At 52.9% G+C, this 21,378-nt stretch carries 22 protein-coding genes and 1 pseudogene; 19 read left to right on the plus strand and 4 right to left on the minus strand.

Features of this window, described 5'->3' with window-relative positions:
* The 7 genes and pseudogenes from KTN04_RS15615 to KTN04_RS15645 form a co-directional block, all read left to right on the plus strand.
* Positions 1-203: pseudogene (locus tag KTN04_RS15615) on the plus strand (hypothetical protein); the annotation flags it as partial.
* Positions 203-3,460, plus strand: coding sequence for a type I restriction endonuclease subunit R (locus KTN04_RS15620; RefSeq protein WP_254262612.1), 3,258 nt, complete (start codon positions 203-205; stop codon positions 3,458-3,460). The pseudogene KTN04_RS15615 and the gene KTN04_RS15620, both read left to right, overlap by 1 nt.
* Positions 3,461-3,464: 4 nt before the next feature.
* A complete protein-coding gene (locus KTN04_RS15625) occupies positions 3,465-4,733 on the plus strand; it encodes an ISL3 family transposase (RefSeq protein WP_217336166.1) in 1,269 nt (422 codons plus the stop codon).
* 21 nt (positions 4,734-4,754) lie between these two features.
* A complete protein-coding gene (locus tag KTN04_RS15630; protein ID WP_217336167.1) occupies positions 4,755-5,186 on the plus strand; it encodes a hypothetical protein in 432 nt (143 codons plus the stop codon).
* 249 nt (positions 5,187-5,435) lie between these two features.
* A complete protein-coding gene (locus KTN04_RS15635) occupies positions 5,436-5,954 on the plus strand; it encodes a DUF4214 domain-containing protein (RefSeq protein WP_217336168.1) in 519 nt (172 codons plus the stop codon).
* Positions 5,955-6,087: 133 nt separating this feature from the next.
* Positions 6,088-6,369, plus strand: coding sequence for a hypothetical protein (locus KTN04_RS15640; RefSeq protein ID WP_206837810.1), 282 nt, complete (start codon positions 6,088-6,090; stop codon positions 6,367-6,369).
* A 16-nt stretch (positions 6,370-6,385) separates the two neighbouring features.
* On the plus strand, positions 6,386-6,559 hold the full coding sequence (locus KTN04_RS15645; protein ID WP_217336169.1) for a hypothetical protein: 174 nt from the start codon (positions 6,386-6,388) through the stop codon (positions 6,557-6,559).
* A 63-nt stretch (positions 6,560-6,622) separates the two neighbouring features.
* Here KTN04_RS15645 and KTN04_RS15650 read toward each other — a convergent pair whose 3' ends face one another.
* Together KTN04_RS15650 and KTN04_RS15655 are read right to left on the minus strand one after the other, a co-directional pair.
* A complete protein-coding gene (locus tag KTN04_RS15650) occupies positions 6,623-7,312 on the minus strand; it encodes an NYN domain-containing protein (protein ID WP_217336170.1) in 690 nt (229 codons plus the stop codon).
* A 161-nt stretch (positions 7,313-7,473) separates the two neighbouring features.
* Complete coding sequence (locus tag KTN04_RS15655) at positions 7,474-8,193, minus strand: HNH endonuclease family protein (RefSeq protein WP_217336171.1); 720 nt, start codon at positions 8,191-8,193, stop codon at positions 7,474-7,476.
* Between the two features lie 532 nt (positions 8,194-8,725).
* On the opposite strand from KTN04_RS15655, the gene KTN04_RS15660 reads away from it, so the two are divergent.
* The 11 genes from KTN04_RS15660 (at position 8,726) to KTN04_RS15710 (ending at position 17,708) form a co-directional block, all read left to right on the plus strand.
* Complete coding sequence (locus tag KTN04_RS15660) at positions 8,726-9,439, plus strand: N-6 DNA methylase (protein WP_217336172.1); 714 nt, start codon at positions 8,726-8,728, stop codon at positions 9,437-9,439.
* Between the two features lie 205 nt (positions 9,440-9,644).
* Entirely contained in the window at positions 9,645-11,381 is a 1,737-nt protein-coding gene (locus KTN04_RS15665) for a ParB/RepB/Spo0J family partition protein (RefSeq protein ID WP_217336173.1), read from the plus strand.
* A 4-nt stretch (positions 11,382-11,385) separates the two neighbouring features.
* Positions 11,386-11,805 (plus strand): hypothetical protein, encoded by a 420-nt coding sequence (locus KTN04_RS15670; RefSeq protein ID WP_217336174.1) that lies wholly within the window; start codon positions 11,386-11,388, stop codon positions 11,803-11,805.
* 11 nt (positions 11,806-11,816) lie between these two features.
* Positions 11,817-12,020 (plus strand): hypothetical protein, encoded by a 204-nt coding sequence (locus tag KTN04_RS15675; RefSeq protein WP_217336175.1) that lies wholly within the window; start codon positions 11,817-11,819, stop codon positions 12,018-12,020.
* A 69-nt stretch (positions 12,021-12,089) separates the two neighbouring features.
* Positions 12,090-13,250: a hypothetical protein gene (locus KTN04_RS15680; RefSeq protein WP_217336176.1), complete on the plus strand. Its 1,161-nt coding sequence runs from the start codon at positions 12,090-12,092 to the stop codon at positions 13,248-13,250.
* 29 nt (positions 13,251-13,279) lie between these two features.
* Positions 13,280-14,002: a hypothetical protein gene (locus KTN04_RS15685; protein WP_217336177.1), complete on the plus strand. Its 723-nt coding sequence runs from the start codon at positions 13,280-13,282 to the stop codon at positions 14,000-14,002.
* Positions 13,992-14,747: a ThiF family adenylyltransferase gene (locus KTN04_RS15690; RefSeq protein ID WP_217336178.1), complete on the plus strand. Its 756-nt coding sequence runs from the start codon at positions 13,992-13,994 to the stop codon at positions 14,745-14,747. The genes KTN04_RS15685 and KTN04_RS15690 overlap by 11 nt, the downstream gene beginning before the upstream one ends.
* Before the next feature lie 187 nt (positions 14,748-14,934).
* Positions 14,935-15,246 (plus strand): helix-turn-helix domain-containing protein, encoded by a 312-nt coding sequence (locus KTN04_RS15695; RefSeq protein WP_217336185.1) that lies wholly within the window; start codon positions 14,935-14,937, stop codon positions 15,244-15,246.
* Positions 15,239-16,453 (plus strand): type II toxin-antitoxin system HipA family toxin, encoded by a 1,215-nt coding sequence (locus KTN04_RS15700; protein ID WP_217336179.1) that lies wholly within the window; start codon positions 15,239-15,241, stop codon positions 16,451-16,453. The genes KTN04_RS15695 and KTN04_RS15700 overlap by 8 nt, the downstream gene beginning before the upstream one ends.
* A gap of 537 nt (positions 16,454-16,990) precedes the next feature.
* Positions 16,991-17,251, plus strand: coding sequence for a hypothetical protein (locus KTN04_RS15705; RefSeq protein WP_217336180.1), 261 nt, complete (start codon positions 16,991-16,993; stop codon positions 17,249-17,251).
* A 304-nt stretch (positions 17,252-17,555) separates the two neighbouring features.
* Positions 17,556-17,708, plus strand: coding sequence for a hypothetical protein (locus KTN04_RS15710; protein ID WP_217336181.1), 153 nt, complete (start codon positions 17,556-17,558; stop codon positions 17,706-17,708).
* Between the two features lie 129 nt (positions 17,709-17,837).
* Here the strand turns inward: KTN04_RS15710 and KTN04_RS15715 are convergent, their stop codons facing one another.
* On the minus strand, positions 17,838-18,149 hold the full coding sequence (locus tag KTN04_RS15715; RefSeq protein WP_217336182.1) for a TM2 domain-containing protein: 312 nt from the start codon (positions 18,147-18,149) through the stop codon (positions 17,838-17,840).
* A 291-nt stretch (positions 18,150-18,440) separates the two neighbouring features.
* Here KTN04_RS15715 and KTN04_RS15720 point away from each other — a divergent pair, with 291 nt between their 5' ends.
* Positions 18,441-21,173 (plus strand): UvrD-helicase domain-containing protein, encoded by a 2,733-nt coding sequence (locus KTN04_RS15720; protein WP_217336183.1) that lies wholly within the window; start codon positions 18,441-18,443, stop codon positions 21,171-21,173.
* Positions 21,174-21,246: 73 nt separating this feature from the next.
* Here the strand turns inward: KTN04_RS15720 and KTN04_RS15725 are convergent.
* Positions 21,247-21,378, minus strand: a 132-nt coding sequence (locus KTN04_RS15725) for a tyrosine-type recombinase/integrase (RefSeq protein WP_217336186.1), incomplete at its 5' end; no start/stop codon positions are given.

Here is a 21,378-nt window from a genome sequence, read left to right on the forward strand (position 1 = left end):
AAAATACTATTGGTAATGCTCCAGTAGCGCTCCCTCCACCAGAAGAACAAGCCGCCATCGCGGCCACCCTCGACCGCGAAACCGCCCGTATTGATACGCTGATTGGCAAGGTGAAGCAAAGCATCACTCTGCTGAAAGAACGCCGCTCGGCCTTTATTACCGCCGCTGTTACTGGCCAGATTGATTTGCGAGGAGAACAATAATGCAGGCATCTGCCCATCAGGAAAAACACTTTCAGCAATACATCATCGACCGGTTGGTAGAACAGGGCTGGAAGCTAGGTGATTCCAAGTTCTACGACACCGAGCGGGCGGTATACCCCGAAGACTTGGAAGACTGGATCAAAACCAGCGGCCAGCAGGAAAAGTGGGACAAGCTGGAACGGCTCAACGGGGGCAAAACCCTTGAAGTGCTGATGGATCGCTTGGATAAAACACTGGAGAAACAAGGCACCATGCAGGTGCTGCGCCAGGGCTTCTCCATTGCCGGTTGCGGCCTGATCGAGATGACCGAGGCAGCGCCGGAAGACAAGCGTAATGAAGCGGTGATCCAGCGCTATCAGGCGAACATCCTGCGCGTGGTGCCCGAGCTGAAGTATCACCCCGCTCGTGAGTTCGCTATTGATCTGGTGCTGTTTATCAATGGTCTTCCCGTGGCGACGGTGGAGCTTAAAACCGACTTTACCCAGTCGGCGGAAGCGGCGATGGATCAATACCGAAATGACCGCTTGCCGCATGATCCCAAGACCAAACGCCGGGAGCCGCTACTGACCTTCAAGCGTGGCGCGGTGGTGCATTTCGCCATGTCTGACTCTGAAATCATGATGGCGACCAAACTGGACGGCGAAAACACCTTCTTCCTGCCGTTCAACAAGGGCCGTAAGGACGAAAACGATACGGTACATGCGGGCAACCCGCCTGGTGAGATCAAGCCCGATGGCAGCCAGGAATACCCGGTCGCCTACTTCTGGGAAGCCGTCTGCCAACCGGATGCCTGGCTGCGGATTTTCCATAGCTTTGTCTACGTCGAGAAAAAAGACGTGGTGGATATTCAGGGCAACTGGTCGAAGAAAGAGACCCTGATTTTTCCGCGCTTCCACCAATGGACGGCAGTGAACCAGATGCTGGCCGATGCCCGCGAAAACGGTGCAGGCATGACCTACCTATGCGACCACAGCGCCGGTTCCGGCAAGACCAGCACCATTTCCTGGACGGCCCATGACCTGGTGAAACTGCGCGAAGATAACGGCGACGCGGTATTCAACAGCGTGATCATCGTCACCGACCGCAATGTGCTGGACGGTCAGCTTCAGGACGCGGTGAAGCAGATTGATCATCAGTTTGGTGTGATTGCCGCCATTGACCGGCAGAAGTCATCCAAGTCCAAGAGCAAGCAGCTCTCGGAAGCCCTGCTGTCTGGTACGCCGATTGTGGTGGTCACGATCCAGACCTTTCCTTATGCGATGGAAGCCATCATCACTGACAAAACCCTGAAAGGGAAAAACTTTGCGGTGATCATTGATGAGGCGCATAACTCGCAGACCGGCTCTACCGCCGCCAAGCTGCAAGCCGCGCTGGGAATGAGCGGGCAAGGCAAGATGTCCACCATGACGGTGGATGAACTGCTGGAGCAACTGCAAAAGTCCCGCGCCCGACCAAAAAATATCAGCTACTTCGCCTTTACCGGCACACCGAAGCACTCCACCTTGATGTTGTTCGGTCGCCCGATAGACCCAAGCCAACCGGCCTCGGACGATAACCCGCCGGATGCCTTCCATAAGTACACCATGCGCCAGGCCATTGAGGAGGGGTTTATTCTCGATGTACTGAAAGGCTATGTGCCCTACAAAACGGTCTTCAACCTCTCCAAGCAGCTTGAAGACAGTAAGCGGGTAAGCGGCAAGGCCGCCAAACGCGCCCTGGCACAGTGGATGTCACTGCACCCCACCAATGTGACCCAGAAGGTGCAGTTTATCGTTGAGCACTTCACCAAGAACGTCGCCCACCGGCTGGATGGCAAGGCCAAGGCGATGGTCGTGACCAGCTCCCGTGCCGCCGCCATTCGCTACAAGAAGGCGCTAGACCGCTATATTGAGCAGCACAGCGAGTACGGGTTCATTCATTCACTGGTGGCCTTCTCCGGCAAGATGACTGGCAAGCAGGTGATGCACCAGGATGACGGTGAGTTCAAAGACGATGTGTTTATCGTTGATGAGAACGAGGAGTTCACCGAGCAGAGCATGAACCCGGATGCTCAAGGGCAGGATTTGCGCTTTGCCTTTGACCGCCCGGAATACCGGGTGATGTTGGTGGCCGACAAGTTCCAGACCGGTTTTGACCAGCCCAAACTGGTCGCCATGTATGTGGACAAGAAAATCGCCAACCATGTGGAGATTGTGCAGACCTTCGCCCGCCTCAACCGGACTGCACCGGGCAAGGATGAGGTCTTTATCATCGACTTCGTGAACGACCCGGAGAACGTACGCAAGGCCTTTGCCACCTATGACAAGGGTGCTCACATCGACGAAGTGCAAGACCTTAACGTGGTCTACGAGATCAAGGAGCGCTTGGACGAGCACGGCCTGTACGACGAAAAGGACTTGGCCGCGTTCAAGGAAGCCCGCTTCAAGACTATCCGCGACATCACTCATACCAAATCGCCACAGCACAAGGCGCTGTATGCCGCCACTGGCGAGGCAACGACCTTGTATAACGACAAGATGAAGATGCTGCGCGACGGCATGGCAACCTGGGAAGCGGCGTTTGAGAAGGCCCACACCAAGGGCGATGAGGCAGGCATGAAGTCTGCCGACCACCATCAGGATGAGTACGCCGAGCAGATCAAGGCGCTGATGGGCTTCAAGTCGGACCTGGGGCGCTTCTGCCGTACCTATTCCTATATCGCCCAACTGATTGATTTTGGCGACCCGGAGTTGGAGAACTTTGCCGCTTTCGCCAAGCTGCTGCAAAAGCGCCTGCTGCACGAAGCCCCGGAAACTGTGGACTTAACCGGCCTGGTGCTCACCGGTTTTGACATCAATGCTCGTTCAGATAACGCCGAGGACGAAGGCGAAACCCCGGTATTGCAACCGGCAGGTGCAGGCGGTGGTGGCGTGGCAGGCGACAAGCCGAAATTCGTCAAAGAGATTATCGAGCGACTTAACAGCTTGTTTGGTGAGGCGACACCGATTCAGGACCAGGTGGCTTTTGTTAATCAGATTTCAGCGATTACCAGTGAAAGCGATGTCGTCATGGCTCAGGTGGAAAGCAACACTCGCGAGCAAGCCATGAAAGGCAACCTCCCCGGCGCTGTTCAGCAAGCGGTGGTGCGTGCTTTGTCCAGCCACCAGAAGCTGGCCACCCAAGTGCTCAAGTCTGACCGCCAGGGAATGACCGCGCTGGTTGACGTGGTGTATGACCTGCTGCACGAAGGCAAGTCCATCGACCTGGATATGGATTAAGCCGATGCTTGACCTGCTGAATCTGCCAGGCATCAAGCCGGTGGATATGCGCCATGAAAGCAAGGGCCTTGTGATCGTTGCTGAGCCGGAAACGGTCGAGGTGCCTCTGTGTGGGGACTGCAATATCCCCATGCACAAGCACGGCAAGCGCAAAAACAAGTTCATGGACACGCCGTTGTACATGGAGCCCGTTCGCCTTGAAGTGCAGCGCCCGCGCTTTCGCTGTGAGTCATGCGGCAAGATGGCCATGCCGGAGTTGAGTTTTCTGGATGACAAACGCCGAGCCACCAAACGGCTGGTCGATGTCATCCGACAGCAGTGCCTGGGAACCACCTTTCGTGCTCTGGCAGAGCAAACCGGCGTTGCGGTGAACACCGTAAAAAGCATTGCCCACGACCTAATAGACGAACTATCGCAAACCGTACACTACGAAACCCCGGTCATCATGGGCATCGACGAAGTGAACCTGGCTGGTGGTTACCGCTGTGTAATCACCAACCTGGCAACCAACAACGTCTTTGATATGTTGGAACATCGTACTCAAGAGCACCTGAAGCCCTTCTTCAAGGATTTGCCGGATGCTGACAAGGTGGAATGGGTCTGTACTGATATGTGGCGGCCCTTCAGGCGTTCCTTTGCTCAGTATCTGCCGAACGCCAAGCTGGTGATCGACAAGTTCCATGTCGTCAAAATGGCCTCTGAAGCCTTGGAAGCGGAGCGCAAGAGCTATCAGGCACAGTTAAGCAAAGAAGATCGGATTTACGTCAAAAAGTCCATTCGCTGGCTCACCCTGAAGCGGCCCGGCAACCTGACGACCGCAGAGCAAAAGGCGCTGGAGATCGTGAAGCAGGCGATCCCAGAACTTGCCGTGGCCTATGACTTCAAGGAGGCCTTCTTCTGCATCTACGACGAACCCGACAAGCAGAGCGCTCAGAACGCCTTTGAGGCCTGGGAGAACAGCCTGCCAGAGCATGGGCTGGTGGCGTTCAAGAAGCTGGCCAAAACCGTCCACAACCATTATGACGACATCTTTGCCTACTGGGATGCGCCACTTCCGATCACCAACGGCTACACCGAGGGGCCCAATGGTCTGATCAAAATGGCTAACCGGTTAGGCCGGGGGTACAGCTACGACATCATCAGGGCAAAAACGCTGTACTCCAAAGAAGCTCGCAAGGTCGGAAGCGGCATACGTGCTGGGCGCGGCAAGGTCGAGTATGGGCCGCATATTCCAACGCTGCTGAAGCAGGCAGACAACGGAGAGTTGGATTAAGAGGTAAAGCGAGGATCAACGATGAGTAACCCTGAACTGAGTGAGCTGTATATCGCCCGCATCTTGGTGACATTATATGAGCATTGGGCTAACCCGGTTGTTCTTCATGCTTCATCTATCACAGAGGTTTCGTTTGATACCGAGCTGATGTTTGATGGGCAGTCAGCCCCAGAAGAATGGTCACTGTTCGAGAACACCGTACATTGGCTGGAAGCCGAAGGGTTTATCCGAACCGAAGGCGTTGCAGCGGGCTACCCCTATGACTTTCAGAGAACGACGCTGACCCTGAAAGCGATGGAAGCCATGAAAAAGGTGCCTGATCCACTGTCCCCAGACAGTACATTGCTCGATGGACTCAAGGGGGCGATTGGAGAAGGCAAGAAAACCGCCATTCAAACACTGGTCAATACCTCTATGACAGCCATCTATCAAGCTGTCACCAATGCTGTCTGATGACATGTGAGAGAAAGCTGGTAGAGAATCCAACCAAGGCGTAGTTCTGGTGAGGAAATCAAAACCAGAGAAATCCAACCAGACGTAGCCTTTTAACGAGAAGCATATTCAGGGTTAGAATGGGCGAATTCCAACCCTATTTTGCAAATAGCCTTCATTTCGCTCGGTGGTCCTGATCGGCTTATGGGTGGAGGTGGTGTAGATACGGCTCTTTTTTTGAGGCCTTTGTCTGAGCACCAGGTCTACACCATGGGGCCTTATTGGTATGTGGAGCATGCTGAAGAAGAGGAAGGCACCATCCTGAGTGATGTTGAGAGGGTGCAGTTCATTGATGGATCTCTTGCTTTAGATCTCGATGGCTCTAGCAGTGCTGGTGGCATCTATCGTACCTACCAGGCTGCATTCAACCGTACACCCGACGAGTCCGGCCTGGGGTATTGGATAGACCGTGCCGATAATGGGGCTTCAGCGGTCCAGATGGCGGAAGAGTTTGTCTGGTCTGATGAGTTCCAGCAGGTGTACGGCGTCGATACGAATGATCAGTACCTGAGTGGTAACGACATTGAGTCGGTGGTCTCGAAGTTCTATCAAAATGTCCTAGGCCGAACGCCGGACCAGGGTGGTCTGGATTTCTACACGGGCATGATCGAAAGCCAGGAAGCCACGGTGGGTCGCGCCCTGGCTGAAATTGCAGACAACCAGGAGAACCGCGATAACGTACAAGCCGCCATTCAGAATGGCATTGAATATGACCTTTGGCTGGGGTGATCAGCCTAGCGGGCCGGTTCCGGCCCGCTGCCTATAATTGGCGATTACGGTAAATGAACGCGACCGCTGGCCTGGTGGTGAGCCTCCAGTCGGCAGGGTATGATGCCCAAAATGTCTTTTTTGGGTGCCCAGAATGAGCCGCGAGACCAAAACCGTTAAACTGGACCAGCTCCAGGCCCTCATTGAGGCCGGTGCCATCCTGGATGCTTTTATCATCGAGGACCAGGATGGCCGCTTTCACGTGCTCTGCCGCTCAGTCAAAGGCGTTGACCACCGGATCGAGACCAAGCGGGGTGAGCTCAGGTCTTTCAAGACCCTCGACACCGCCGCTCGGCTGCTGCGCGACCTGGGGATCTCCAAAATGCGGCTGCATATGTGTGAATTCGCGCCTGGCAATATCCCGTTACTGCGCTGACGCAAGCGTAGGCCATATGGCACTGGGTGAACCGGTGGCAGAGGTATTCTCTTTGTCAGGTATTTGGGCGCCTATGATGGGCTTTTTTGTCTCTATTGCGCCCGAAAGCCTGACAAAACGCCTGATGATGAGCGCGCTCACCCCTGCTTTTGCCACAGATCGAACCTCAAAAGATACGTTATGGTCGTGAGAGGCGGTCTTATGACCAAAAGCCGCCCATAAACCTGACATTGAAGATGTAGACTCGGCCTCACTACCAGTAGTCAGGCTTGATTGCCGGTTTCTTTTTGGTCGGCACGCGATCGGGGAGCTGATGAGCCTCTAACTCTGCCACTGTGACCCTGCGCCTCATCCAGTGCGCATGATTCTGCAAAGAGCCGGGTGCTACGCGCTGAATACCTTCTCGGTGAGGCAGGATTACGCCCAGCCTCAAGTCAGGAAAGTCTTCTCGAAGTGCTTGCAGTGCAGGCCCCATATCGGTGTCGGCCGATACCAATACGATCTGCTCAATACGCTGACTTTGGGGCTGAGAGGCTTGTTTGACGGCCATGCGATACATGCTCAGGGCAATATTCACGTCCGTTTCTTTTTCTTCAAGCTTCCAGATGGCCACCTGGTCCTGTCGAGACGGCGGAGTGTTTGGGCAGACATAACGGGGAGCTTTGGCTGGATCCAATTGATGCCGGCCAGTGATAACCTCGACACCCTGAGCCTTCAACACGCGGATGTAGGTGTCCTGCGCCTGCTTAGACAGTAGGCCGCGAGTTGCCAGTTTGGGCTGTACCGGAGCTGTGAAATAATGGAACGTCGCCGGTACGCACTCGGGGTTCTCAACTTGAGCGATGTGCGATAGCAGGGCAGGCAAGTCTAGCCACTTGTACCGCGTATTGGCCAGTAGCCCGTAAAAGAGGTTATATCCGTCGATAAAAAAAGCGGTGCGCACAGTACATCAGTCCCTATATACGAAAAAACCGGCTCGGAAGCCGGTTTTTTCACCCTAACGGCCAGCGAACTGAATCGCTGCGTACAGGGCTAAGTAGTGTTCAGTATATTGGCTTCTACGAGACCATCTGTCAATTGTGATGTGCAAACAGTTTTCGATAACTACCCGCAGACCCTACTGCGAGTTTGGGCAAATCGGCGCTCTTCTGGTGGTGACAGCTTTAACTTGTAGGTTTTCATGACGCGAGTGAACCGCAGAACGTATTGGCATTGGTTTGCCGGCGGTAGCCACTGATCGGGGCCTTTTGCGCCCTTCTGCCGATTCAAGCTGGCTTCGACTGACAACAGGTTTGCAGGGTCATTGGCAAAGCGTTCACGCTGAGCACGTGACCAGCTGGCTGCGCCGTGCTCCCAGGCCCACTTCAGTGGGACAACATGATCGATGTCGATCTGGCTTGGGTCATGGATGACGGCACCGGTGAACGGAGAGATCCAGCGACCGGCAATAACACGGCACTCACGTCCGGTCTTGAAGCGCACCTTTCCGGTTGATTGAGCGATCAGTGCTTCGTGCCTGGAATTCTGGCAGTCGCCATCCGTATCAGCCCAGCCTCTCCCGAACTGTTCGCGGCTGTAACCACTGCTGGACGCCGATTTACTGCTTGATGATGTACTGGAACTGCCGCTGTAGCCTTTCGGTAAACGGCCACCAGCTCGCAGACAGGCATCCAAGGAGCTGAATGGCTTGAAGTTTTTGGTGCGCTCATAGTACGAGCTGTTTTCATCATGGCAAATGCCAGATGAGGATTGTTTTACGGTTGCAGCTTGGCTTGTGGTTGCCACTACTGCCGTCGCTACCAGTATCAGTGCAAAGCGTTTCACGTGAGTCTTCCCTGATTCGGATTTGCTGGACCGAATATTGATCACCTAATACAAGAAAATCGGCTCAACAAGACCGGTTTCCTTACCCTAACGGCCAGTGAATTGAATCACTGTGTACAGGGCTAAATCGTGAGCCTAATGATGAGGGCTAGGTTAAAGCCCGTCAACCAATAGCCAGGAGGGGCAGCTTCTTCAAGGCCACCACTATACCTCGGACGATCCAACCCACTCTGTACCCAGATGAGCGTCGATTACACCCGCAGCGTCCAAGCTTGTCGCGAGGATATTGGCTGTTTCATGCAGATATTCATGGCACCACCCACCTTCAGGAGCGGGGCACCCAACAACAGTCTTACCATCCACTTTCAGTACCAGCGAAGCATGTTTTACCGCTGACAAAATATCAGGTTCCCCAACTCGCTGATCCGTCACGATGTAGATGTTTGCCATCGGCTCCTTCGATCCTGTTTCAAGTTTGCGGATTCGAAGGATTCTATCCCGGTATCAGACAACAATATGGGATAAAAAGATCATGGCTTCTAACCCAATTTCACGCTGCGACCTGCCATTCATTCGTGACCTGGATCAGTTGCTGCAATCAAACCGCTTTCGCCACAGTGGCATAGAAATACTCGATTGGTTCCTGTCAGAAATGCTGACCAGGGAATACGGATTGACCCACCTCAAGCTCACCCCTCTGCCCGAGGAGTGCCGTAAAGAAATCCGCATGCTCTCAAACAGCTATCTCAAGACCATCATGCTTTGCGAGACCTCCACGGATTTGCTGGGGATGGCTCAACAGCATGTCGAATCTGTTGGGCACCGACAGATGAAAGGTGCCTTCTATACACCTCCCGAGGTGTCATACATGATGGCCAAAATGCAGTTTCACGATCTGGACTGGAACGCCTATCCGGTTTTGACAGTAGCAGATCCAACGGCTGGGTCTGGTTCCATGCTACTTTCCGCCATCCGGGTGATGGCCGAAGACCACACAGACAAAATGGACCGACTCTCAATCACAGCCTTCGACAAAGACCGCCGTGCCTGCCTATGTGCAGCCGTGCAACTCCTTTCGGTATGCTTGGTTAACGGCTACCAGGTCGGTGAGCTGAAGGTGGTCTGGATGGACTCGCTCACTCAAGACGTGTACGGCTATATTTTGCATTGCCGGAACCGCAAATACGGACCTCCGACCTACGATGCACGAACTATTGCCGACCTGCCGCAACGTACAGCGGCTTAATCTACCGTCCCACTTGGCCCCAGCTACGGGGCCTTTCCCTTCAGGCTAACCAGAGAAAAGAGCAGGGGATTCCAACCCAGCTCAACACCATCTCATCGACTGGTGTTAACGGATCATTTTATCAACTGCAGCACCGCCAAAACCCTTTTAAGAACAGGCGTTAATGAGAAATTAGAAGCGTGAACAGACAAGAGGATGACTCCCTATGAACGCGCTCACACAACCACAAACTGCAAACACTGCTTTGAACGCTCAGGCCCAGATTCCGCTGGCCGAGATCCACCACGAGTTTGAGAACTCACGCCGTCGCATCGACCCCGAAGCATTGGCCACTATGAAAGACAGCATCCATCAGCTTGGTCTGCTGCAACCGCTTGTGGTTACACCCCGCGAAGGCGGTAATGGCTACGTGCTGATTGCCGGTTTCACCCGTTATCAAGCCCTACACGAACTGGGCCATGTGCAGGCTAACTGCACGATCATTAAGGGCGATGCTCATACGCTGCTGGAAAGTCACGTAGCCGAGAATACCAACCGCCAAGACCTTTCTCTGGTTAGCTCCGTGACCGCCATTCGCCGTCTGGCCACCAAGTTGGGTGGTGACTACGAGGAAGTAGGAAAGCGCCTTGGTTTCTCCAAAAAAGCGATGGATGACCGGCTGGCACTGGCCAAATGTACGGAATCCGTGCTGGATGCACTGGACGAAGGCAAACTTAAACTGGGTCATGCGGTGATCCTGTCAGCCTTCACCCATGCCATGCAGGATCGGACTCTTGAAAAAATCCTGGATGAAGGCTGGACAGTAGATGACTTGCGCGAACGGGCTGGCAAAGCCCGTATCAAGCTGGAACTGGGACGTTTCGATAAGTCAGAGTGTGCATCATGCCCTTACAACTCAGATGCCTGCTCCCAAAGCAATCTGTTTGGCGAGGATATTCCAAGCGGTATGTGCAGCAACGCCAAGTGCTATGGAGAGAAGCAAACCAATTGGCTTGGCGAGGAGCGCACCCGTCTCAATGAGCAGTATGGCACCCTGCTCGATGCCACCACTATCGACAACCAGCATATTCGCCTGATTGATGTGACCCAATTGGGTGAAGTACAGCACACAGCCTGCCAGAGCTGCCAACACAACGTCTGTATTTTCGACAACCGTTTGAACTCCCGTACTGCCGGTTCCGTGCGCCAGCAGGTATGCAACAACGCCAAGTGCTTCGATGAAAAAGTAGAGGCCCAGCGCAAACCCTCCTCAGATTCCGGTAGCGCCAGCACCGGCCAAGGTTCCGCACCAGCTACATCCAAGTCCGGCAATGAAAGTGCGAAGAGTGGCAAGGCGACAGCGGCGGCCAGCGCGACACTGAGCAACAAGCAGCAAGAAGTCGCTGAAGGGATGCTGGCGAAGCATGTCTGCGATAGCTTCCCTTCAACTCGTTTGGAAGGGCTGTACTTGTCTCATATGGCCGCGCAAGCCTTGTGCGGCAAGCGCCATGAAGGTATTGCCCACCTGATTGGCAAAACCGAGTCAGAAGTCCACATGGCTACTCGCCTGATGGTGACTGAGTACCTGGCCAAGTGTGATGAGAATATCCAAACCGGCTCTACCGCTCCCCGAGGGATTCTGCATGAGCTGGCATTTATGCGTTCCACGCCCGAGGTGCAGATTGTTGAGGCGTGGCAGTCACACACCTTGAAGCACTATCCCACCGCGCAGGTTGCCCGACTGTGTACCGAGGCCGGTTTCCACACCCATTACGACCAGAGCAACGGGGACGGAGCGTTCAACAAACTGGCCAAGGGCAAAAAAGCCGATTTGCTGGCTGCTATTGAGACTAGCGACTTCGATTGGACACACTACGCGCCAGCCGCCTACTGCAGCCACTTCACTTCGAAGTTTCCTAAAGAATCCCCTATGGATGCAGCCACCCCCGAGAACAAGGAGTAACACCATGCTGACCGTACTGACTTCTCTTATTAATGAACACGGTATTGCCAACGTACAGGTATCCATCAAGCCCCACGGCGAAAGCATTGCCGCCGTTATCAACCTGATCCCTGATCCTGCCGCTGTGCCGGATGCAGCAATGAAGGCGGCATTGGCCGCTCCGATCACATTGATTGGAGAAGACGCCATTCAGAGCGCCAGTGTCGAAGCGGCATTGGAACGGGTGCGCAGCTCTATGGCCAACCATAGCTATTTCTCTGCCGATGCTGTTGCCAAGCGACTGACCGCTGCCAGCACCAAAAACCCTGTAAGTCCGGCCAAGCAGGGTAAAAATGATGTAAAGGTCGAACAGAAAGAAGTTCCGGCACCCTCGCCAGCCGTGCCTGATTCGATGGATGACATTTTCAATCAAGATTCACTGTAAGGAGAGGCGTCATGAAACGCATTTTTGCTATCGGCACCCTGAACGACATTCCCGATCCGGCACCGCTGGGGACGCTACAGGAGTCATACGAGCTGTTGGCTCAACGCTTTCCTCAAATTCGTCACTCGGCCGTATTTGAATCGGATGCTGTGCCGGTCGATGAAGACACCGTGCGCTTTACCATCCCACTCCCCGTGATGAAGACCAATGGTTAAGCCGCAGCCGAACACCCGCGAATTGCTGGACCTGATCCAGCAGTTTGCGGAGCAAAAGGAGCCAGAGTCATGCAGCTCAATAAAGAATGCCAAACCACTGAAACAGCATCCACGATTCGAACATCTGCGCCGGATTCAGCCGCCACACGCCTGTTGTCGAGTGCTACTGCTCTGAAGCCCCCTCACCTTGCACTGGTTGGCCAAACTGTTGAACGACTGGAAGGTATCACGGCGGGGGACAAAGAGATTGTGAGTACCCAGCGTGGCGGTCTGAGCGCCCTTCTTCGCTTTGGGGTGACACACGGCCTTACCAATGAATCAGAGCTTCTCGCTCTGCTGAATGCACCCTACATTGAGCAGCCTGATCATGCCCGTTCTGTACTTCGCCAGACCTTTTCGCGTCTTGCTGACGTCCTTGGGGACGAGCTGAACCTGTTTGTACTATCTCCCACGGAAACAGGCTACATGGGTGGGACACTTGGCATCCACATTGAGCCGACCGATTTAGTCACTCTGATCCGCTGCCAAGCGCCCGATCCATTACTGGTTGACTGGTTCCATCGCTTTGGCGCATTGATGAGCGACACTCTCGGCTTCTATACCGCCAGCGATATAGCCGACTACGAACTGGACATGTCTCTCGACTGTGTAGGCATTGATGCCAAAACTTTTGAAAAGCACCGTGACCGCATTGAAGCAATGTTGGAGACAGAATCAACAGAAGAAATTTGTACCTTGCTTGAGGTGACTGCCCCTGAGCTTGAGGAAATGTGGGGAGAGGGTGAAGTCACCAACGCCCTGACGCACTGTCTCGAATTGAGCCGGATGGGTAATCGTAACGCAGGGGATACGCCAGACACGTTCCAGGGACTTCGTATCGAACTGAATGCACTGGTAGAAAAGTACCCTCGCTTTGCGTATGAGCCAACCGTTAAAGAGCTTTTAAACAGCTTGCCAGAAATAGCTGAGGCCGCTGCGCTCTATGCCGAATACGGAGCTGATGTTCTTGAACCCAAGGGAGATCGTTTCATTGGCGAGCAATTCATGGTGGTCAATGCCGACCTGCCTGATTCAGGCTGGCAAGCTTTGCATGATCACGAAATGCATTTCTTTGAAGCCGGTGAGACCGGTTGCTGGAGTGTGAACCACGAGCATCCCAAAGCAATTGAAGTGACCCGTGCCTACCTGCTGTTGTGTTCTAAGTTTCTCGATGTTTGCGACTATCAGTGAATGAAAGGCAAAACGATGGAGAACAGATCATGCACGTTAACAATGAAGAGCTTATTGATAACAGCTTGCCCGTACTGCCTCAAGCAGCCTTCGTGTTGCACGGCACCGCGCCCCGTAAGACAGACATAATCACCCTTCATGCGGTGAAAGATGGTCAGCTTCAAATTGGTGACTATGTTGATCCCGCTGCTGTCGTAAACATGATTCAGGACGCCAACAGTGACCAGCGCGACCACGAAATCCGCCTGATACCGGATAATGTGTTGATCGATGATGCACACTATTTGGTCTGGTATGTGCGTTCGGCCCGACGCCCGTTTCATTTCCGTCATGGAAGCGGAGAGAAGGGGCATTGGCATTGCCAAGTGCGCTACCCCAACTTGCTATTCATTGCCGATAAGTGTCAGCGCCGCATTCGTATTTTCGCGCTGCCTGACAGCTCCAGGCCCACGATGGATTCTCAGTTGTATCATGCGCCGCTATTCAACCTGAACAGTCACGGCGACCTTTGCCGTGGTACTGCAACACTGCCGGAATCCATGTCGGTATCCACGATGGTTGAAATGGAGTCAGTCTTCTTTGATGCCAACGGCTCTCACCCTAATCATAACGGCACGTTGAACAAAGCCACCATCACCAAAAACAAGACCCTGATCGGTTACTGGAAGGCCAAGGCCATTGCTGATGAATGGGTGCGCGTATCCGAGCTGAATCCTTACAAAACGTTGGCGGAGGTGATTCGTGAGCTTTAAGTTACCACCCGATTGGTTGGGCAAGCCCTTGCGTGTCGCAGTACTTGGATGTGGTGGCACCGGCTATTACATTGGAACCAATTTGTTCATGATGGAGCGTGTGTTGAACGGCCTCTACCGTGAGGCGAGCTTCAGGTGTATTGACCTGTTTGATGCCAAGACAATCAAAGCCCCAAACCTGTCCCGCACTGGCTACCTGCCAGCGGAGATTGGTTTTCCCAAGTCTGACATATTGGCACACCGACTCAACGCTGCACTGGGCTATACCGTGTTTCGATCCATGCCGGAAAATGCGACAACAGAAAAGCTACTAGAAGGGCACTACGATCTGATTATCACGGCTACCGACAGTGTCGAGAGCCGGATGATGGTGGCCAACCTTGCCGCCAAGGTACAGCGATACACCCTTTGGCTGGATACTGGTGTTGAGAAAGCAACGGCAAGCACTGTGATGGGTGAACTTACCACCAATCCTGATCGCTTGCCGGTCGCTACTGACTTATTTCCGAATCTCCCTGAAGGGGAGCAGCATCAAGGGGCTTCCTGTGATATGCAAACTTCACTGGCCAGACAAGCATTCGGGGTCAACCAGCAGATTGCTGGGCAAGCTATAAACCTGTTGTCTCAACTCCTGCTTGACGGGGAGGTCAATTACCACGGTTCCATGATGGATATGAAGACAGGCTTTAGCTCGCCAATTCGTGTAGACAATGCTGTTTGGGCCAGCTTCGGATATGCCGCATGAGCCGTTAACCGCAGAGATCATAGAAGGAATGTCCTGCACACCGTCGTCCCGCGTCCTAGGACACGGGACAGAAGGAAAACCTGCAGTCGAATCCGTCAAGAGCAAAATGAACATCAGTACCAAGGGGAGCAGGTTGATATGCTATTATATATATTATGACACCAATGATGCATTATGGCATATCAAAATGAGCTATATAACTGAGCCGATAGTGGCGACTCTTCGAGAAGCACGGGTACGTAAAGGGTTAAGCCAACGGGAGCTGAGCGCTCGCTCGGGTGTACCACAAAGCCATATTTCGAAAATCGAGTCAGGGAGTGTTGATCTACGCGTGTCCAGTTTGATTGCACTCGCCCGTGTGCTCGACCTGGAGCTATTGGTTGCGCCTAAAAAGTCTGTTCCTGCGATACGGTCGATCATTAGAAGCAGTAGCGGTACTCACGTTGAAGGTGAACACGTGTCGCCAGCCTACCTTTTAGATGAGGAAGACGATGACTAACCTTGTGTCCACTCTGAATGTTTTGCTGCACGGCGAACCTGTCGGCACGATCACCAACGTGGGTCATGACAGAACGCTATTTGCTTTTACAGATGGCTACGTCAATGATGAATCGCGACCGGTGTTAGGACTTGGCTTTAAAGATTCGCTGGGCGGCTTGCTTACTGATTTCAAACCAACCCAAACCCGATTGCTTCCGTTTTTTTCCAATCTATTGCCAGAAGAAAGGATGCGCCACTACTTGGCAGAGCGTGCAGGCGTGAACCCGGCGCGGGAATTTTTTCTATTGTGGGCACTCGGACAAGACTTACCAGGTGCGATCACAGTAGAGCCAGCCAATGGTGAAGCGCTCCCACCAAATTATCATAACGAGACACAAGGTGATCCGAAACGTGAGGCACCCATGCGCTTTTCATTAGCGGGTGTGCAGTTGAAATTTTCCGCCGTGCAACAGGCAAAGGGTGGTTTAACGATCCCGGCAACAGGTCAGGGCGGCTCATGGATTGTGAAGTTGCCGTCGTCTCGATTCGAAGCTGTACCCGAAAATGAATATTCGATGATGGAATTGGCACGCATGCTGGGAATGGATGTGCCAGAGACCCAGCTGCTGCCGATTAATCAGATTGCCAATATCCCGGAAGGGATCGGACAGTTTGGTGAAAGTGCCTTTGTGATCAAGCGTTTTGACCGTGCGGATGGCCGTGCCATACATATTGAGGACTTTGCCCAGGTATTCGGCGTATACCCTCACGACAAGTACCAAAAAGCCAGTATGCGTAACATTGCTCAGGTGCTGGGCATAGAAGGTCAAGATGAGGACATTGCCGAATTTACCCGCCGATTGGTCTTCAATACGCTGATAGGCAATGCGGATATGCACCTGAAAAATTGGTCGGTGATATACAAAGACAAGCACACAGCATCGATTGCCCCCGCGTATGACTTTGTTTCGACCGTACCCTATATCCCCGATGATAGTGCGGCCCTAAAGGTCAGCCGCAGTAAAAAGTTCAGCGACTTCACGTTAGATGAGTTATCACACTTGGCCGCGAAAGCCATGTTGCCGGAAAAGTGGGTGTTGGAAATTGCCAAGGAAACCGTTGTAGGCTTCCATGAGGTTTGGGCGAAAGAGAAAGCACACTTACCCCTGACCCAATCCATGATCGAGGCCATCGAGCGGCACCTGCGCAGCATACCAATTTGGTGATGAGTGTGCCCCGGAAGCAATATTTGGCGGAAAGAGAGCCTCACTTTGGATGAAATCCAGCATGAGATATAAGGTGACTATCGATCATGCCGCTTCAGGGAACAACGAAAAAAATCACGAGGACTCAAGCAAATCATGGCAGACCCGTTCGGGCATATCGATTCACTTCTAGTCGACCTTTTGGATGAGGGCATCTCCAGCATTGCAGCCTTGCGCCTTTTGATCTTCGTTCGCCATCCACGCCGGTTTTCTGAGATCGAGGAAGCCATTGGTACAGAGCGCACCGTGGTAAATCGAATGGTGTCTCGTTGCCCAAGCTTGCTAAAGAAGATCCAACTCCCTCAGCATGTGTGGAATCGAGAGCGGGGTAAGCCACCCGTGGCCATTGTAGCGACAGATCGGGCGCAAAGGCTGTTGAAGAACTTACTGCTCAGCGCCCCAGACTAAAATTCCAAATGCACGTCAACTTGAAGCACAATAGTTCATGCAGAACCCGGTATGAACCGGCACTAATACAAGCAAAGGAAGGTAGGACTCATGGCGGATATGCATGACTTTTTGAACCCGGATGCGGAGAAGGCACGCGCGGTAAACCCTATGTACTCACCCAATAGCTATACTCCCAGCTATATCAAAGCCGGTGAACGCATCACGGTTCAAGTGGAAAGTAGGGACATGGAAGTTGCTCTCATCAAAGCCTACGACTACGGTTATGAATCGCTTAACGATGAGGGGCGGCAACTAGTGCAGCGTTTTATCGATGATGCCGTTCTTCGCCTGTCAGGCAAGATCGAGTGACCCCGGAGCAGCATCCAACATGGATAATCTCCGCGAACAATTGGAAGCTACCCTCCGAGACCCCAACAAGCGCTACAAGTACAAGCTTGAGCGACTAGTCTTCCATGTACGGAATCACCTCAGCCGACTAAAGGAATACACAAGGCACCGGGATAACCAGCTCCTCACCCTACAGCAGCAGGTACAGCATGGGTCACCGTGGGTTCCCATAGAGCGTGAGCTACCACCAGTAGGTGTGATGCTTGTCTTCTGGAGCGCAAGACTTAATAGCTGGGAGCAGCGTGGAATCAGTGGGGACCACCCTATGGGGAAAGATTCACATGCGCTGAAATCCTGGCTGGAATCCGAGCAGTTAACCCACTGGCAGCGGATCTACCCACCGGATGCGGTTTTGCAGACGCAACGCGAACGGCTAGACAACGAGAGTCTTGATGGCAACGGCCATACCACCAACTAGCACTACGATCGGCACTGGAAAAATAGGTACCAAGATCGTGTGCCAGAAGTACCACAACAACTTCTCTCGCGAATCTCATCAGAGGCCACATGGCTGCGTTTCGATGCAGCACCGAGGTGTCTCATACCATCAACGATAAAGCTGCAATACCGGTTTCAAATCGTAGACCTGTTGCCGGCGTTTTTGCACTGCACGGTGAACATAAACCATGTCCAGCAGGCACCAAACAACCAAGGCAAATACCAGAAATTCCCAGCCGGATATCTCATTGGCGAACGCATACACCGCCGCCACACCCAGGAACGTCATGATGAAGGCCGACGCCCAGTTACCCAAGTAGTAACGATGAGCACCAACAACACCTGCTACAAGTAGCAACAAGTAAGCGATGCTTTCGCGCCGAAGTTGATCTTCATTGTAGAACGCAAGGGTATTATTCATGGTGTGTATCCGATGCTGTCTGCCTACATTTCCGCGAACGGACATGTCAAAGAGTACCACGGAGTGGCCCATGCCTCAATTTTTACTGTTTATTTATACAGCTTATAGACGCTTAAATCCAGCCTCCCAAGCGCTTTGCCTATTCAAATTTTTGCCTACTCGGGCGGGCAGCGCGTATCGAGAAATCGCTACTTTAAATAGCCCTATGTGCCCGGCAGCTGCTGGTCAATGAACACCAGCCTCAACCGGTGATACCATCAGCACTTTCAACGTGGATAAGGGACTAACCCTTTGGGATCAAAGAAGTTAACTGCCAAGCCTGGATTCTGGGCAAATCTGTTTCTACCCCAGAAATGGAAGCTTTCGTTCAATCACAAAACACCTGACCGCTTTTTGCTCTCGCTTCAGCAGAACACGGAACTTAGATTCGCTACGATCAGAGCCATCAGTACCCGGAAAGGCCTTCTCTGGTCAGCAATCGAGATTCGCTCTACAGATCGCACGGACGTACTTGGAGGCTTGAGCACCTCAGCTGCATCAAATCTAGTCGAACAGCTTCGCAGTGCAATCAATGAGCATCTAATATCCACGATAGAAACGGACAAAGCACAGCTCATTGAGATCGATGAGGCGATACAGACCTTGACGCGCAGTGGTCACCAATATTTAGCCCATGGAGATATCAACCAGACCATTGCATCGGTACCCGGTGAAGCGGCCAAAGCCATTGCTCACCCCCTGTTTGATATCGAACGAGTGCCGCAAGCACTTTCTCAACAGTTTCCGGCATCACTATCAATGCTTGCGGATAGTGAGGAGCGCCAACGCTATAACGCAAAATTTATCACGTCCGAGCTAAGCCGCTTCGATGTCTTTTTCAGTGACTTAGATGGTCGCTCCCTGTCACACGAGCAACGAGAAGCCTGTATCAGGCTGGAAGACAACAACCTGCTGGTCGCATCGGCTGGTTCCGGCAAAACGGCAACGATGGTAGGGAAGGTGGCCTATGTTTTGGACAAAGGACTGTACCGGCCGGAGGAGATTCTGGTTCTGGCATTTAATAACGATGCCGCAAAAGAGCTGCGCGTGCGTCTGGCGCATCAGTTAAAGGTCAATGCAGCTGATCTCGCCTGCCAGGTATCAACGTTTCATGCCCTGGGAAGAGGCATCATTCAGCAAGTTGAAGGCAAACCACCTCAGCTGGCTAACTGGGTAGAACATCCTGCCGGTGAATCCAGATTGATCGAACAGATGATCAACGAGCTACGGCAGAGTGACCCCGTTTTTCTGCAATTATGGACACAGCTGTTGGTGCTCTATCCCAAGGCAGATATTCCAGTTGAGGTGTTTGATTCCGAGGAGGATTATCGCCGGTATATCAGTGACCGCAATCGGCGTGAAGGCGCAACGATCTCCACGTTAGCTGGCGTGTATGTGAAGTCATTGCAGGAGCAACGCATTGCGAACTGGCTATGGTTGAACTCTATACCCTTCGAGTACGAACGCCAGGTGCTCATCGGCGAAGAGGGCGGTGAGCAACGCTATGTGCAACCGGATTTCTATTACCCTGAGATCAATACCTATCACGAGCACTTTGCCATCAACAAGGATGGCACGTCACCGTTTGAAAACTATGTCGAACACGCTCAGCAAAAGCGAGAGGGATATCGTCAGGCAGGTATTAGCTTCTTTGAAACGACCAGTGCTCAAGCCAATAACGACAACTTGCTTGAAGTCCTCGAAGCTCAGCTAAGCAAGCGTGGTATAGAGCCTACCCCACGCAGTTTAGACCAAGTCATGAATGCCCTAGAGCCTGATGTAATACGGCGTTATCACAACCTGATCAGTGTCTGTATCAAGCATATTCGATCAGCTCAACTCAAGCAGGACATGCTACTGGAACGTGCCATAGCCCTTAAGCACAAGGCACGAGCTGATCGTTTTGCTCGCGCGGTCTGGATGCTCGCCGAAGCCTACACCCGCAAGCTAGAAGAAGCAGACAGCATCGATTTTGAGGGCATGATCGGCAATGCTATCAATCTCATTGAGGACGGCCGCTACTCAAGTCCATTCAAGCTGATACTGGTTGATGAGTTCCAGGACATTTCCGAACCTCGAGCAAACCTGATCAAGGCACTACGCTCACAACGCCCCTTTACCAAGATCTTTGCCGTCGGGGATGACTGGCAATCAATCTACCGGTTTGCGGGCTCAGATATCACACTTTTCACGCAGTTCGAGCAGTACTTTGGCACTTGCTGGATTGGTAGGCTGCAGCAAACCTATCGCTGCAACCAACTGATTGCTGGGGTCGCCGCTGCGTTTGTCCAACAAAACCCTGAGCAAATGAAGAAGGATGTTCAGTCAGTTCGCCCGGAAATTCCACGCTCGATTCGGGTGATTCCCGTGAAAGTCGAATGGGAAAAACCCAGCATGGAAAATGCTTGCCGACAGCTGTTGAACCGGTTGAACGGATTTGCAGCGAAGATCGCCCCAAAGTGGCAAACGGAAGTAAAACCCAAACTCAGTGTTTTGGTCCTCTCACGGTATAACATGCAGAATCCTTTCAAAAGCGGAACGCCTTCATTCTCGCACATTGTAGTCAGAAGCATGACTTTCCACCGTGCCAAAGGCCTTGAAGCCGATTACAGCGTACTTCTGGATGTGAGTGAGGGAAATTTTGGGGTTCCGAGCCGGATAGAAGATGACGAGCTGCTGCATTTGGTGATCCCATCACCCGAAATCTTCCCCCACGCAGAGGAGCGCCGGCTTTTCTATGTGGCAATGACACGTGCTAGCAGGGGAGTCTACCTTCTGACAAACCAGATCCGGCCTTCTCGCTACATTGATGAACTGAGGAAGATCGGGGGAAATAATGTCAGCCTTGAAAGCCTCGAAGGGAATCCAATAAGACAATGTCCGGCATGCGGAAAAGGGCACCTTATTCAACGTATCGCGAAGGGTGGTAGCGCATTCATGGGATGCAGCGAATACCCAGTATGCCAATACACAGAGGATGCTTGAGCCTGATATTCAGTCCGCAAAGCGTACAGAGCAGACGTTAGCGGGAAACGGAGTCTGGCTGGTAGCTGCTCGTTTATAACTCATCCAAGGGGCTGCGAGTTCCGGCAAAGTGTTGTCCGATTACGTGGGTATATATCTGTGTTGTACGCACATCGCTGTGGCCAAGCAGTTCCTGTACAGTCCTGATGTCGCGTCCAGCTTCAAG

It is taken from the genome of Marinobacterium weihaiense, assembly GCF_019061305.1.
Lineage (GTDB): Bacteria > Pseudomonadota > Gammaproteobacteria > Pseudomonadales > Balneatricaceae > Marinobacterium > Marinobacterium weihaiense.

Excerpts from the sequence above, each read along its gene's own strand:
- KTN04_RS15695 (WP_217336185.1), top strand. The coding sequence starts at position 14,935 with ATGAGCTATATAACTGAGCCGATAGTGGCGACTCTTCGAGAAGCACGG.
- KTN04_RS15670 (WP_217336174.1), top strand. The coding sequence starts at position 11,386 with ATGCTGACCGTACTGACTTCTCTTATTAATGAACACGGTATTGCCAAC.
- KTN04_RS15640 (WP_206837810.1), top strand. The coding sequence starts at position 6,088 with ATGAGCCGCGAGACCAAAACCGTTAAACTGGACCAGCTCCAGGCCCTC.
- KTN04_RS15635 (WP_217336168.1), top strand. The coding sequence starts at position 5,436 with ATGGGGCCTTATTGGTATGTGGAGCATGCTGAAGAAGAGGAAGGCACC.
- KTN04_RS15685 (WP_217336177.1), top strand. The coding sequence starts at position 13,280 with ATGCACGTTAACAATGAAGAGCTTATTGATAACAGCTTGCCCGTACTG.
- KTN04_RS15715 (WP_217336182.1), bottom strand. The coding sequence starts at position 18,149 with ATGAATAATACCCTTGCGTTCTACAATGAAGATCAACTTCGGCGCGAA.
- KTN04_RS15700 (WP_217336179.1), top strand. The coding sequence starts at position 15,239 with ATGACTAACCTTGTGTCCACTCTGAATGTTTTGCTGCACGGCGAACCT.
- KTN04_RS15710 (WP_217336181.1), top strand. The coding sequence starts at position 17,556 with ATGGGGAAAGATTCACATGCGCTGAAATCCTGGCTGGAATCCGAGCAG.
- KTN04_RS15630 (WP_217336167.1), top strand. The coding sequence starts at position 4,755 with ATGAGTAACCCTGAACTGAGTGAGCTGTATATCGCCCGCATCTTGGTG.
- KTN04_RS15680 (WP_217336176.1), top strand. The coding sequence starts at position 12,090 with ATGCAGCTCAATAAAGAATGCCAAACCACTGAAACAGCATCCACGATT.
- KTN04_RS15675 (WP_217336175.1), top strand. The coding sequence starts at position 11,817 with ATGAAACGCATTTTTGCTATCGGCACCCTGAACGACATTCCCGATCCG.
- KTN04_RS15660 (WP_217336172.1), top strand. The coding sequence starts at position 8,726 with ATGGCTTCTAACCCAATTTCACGCTGCGACCTGCCATTCATTCGTGAC.
- KTN04_RS15665 (WP_217336173.1), top strand. The coding sequence starts at position 9,645 with ATGAACGCGCTCACACAACCACAAACTGCAAACACTGCTTTGAACGCT.
- KTN04_RS15705 (WP_217336180.1), top strand. The coding sequence starts at position 16,991 with ATGGCGGATATGCATGACTTTTTGAACCCGGATGCGGAGAAGGCACGC.
- KTN04_RS15625 (WP_217336166.1), top strand. The coding sequence starts at position 3,465 with ATGCTTGACCTGCTGAATCTGCCAGGCATCAAGCCGGTGGATATGCGC.
- KTN04_RS15620 (WP_254262612.1), top strand. The coding sequence starts at position 203 with ATGCAGGCATCTGCCCATCAGGAAAAACACTTTCAGCAATACATCATC.
- KTN04_RS15645 (WP_217336169.1), top strand. The coding sequence starts at position 6,386 with ATGGCACTGGGTGAACCGGTGGCAGAGGTATTCTCTTTGTCAGGTATT.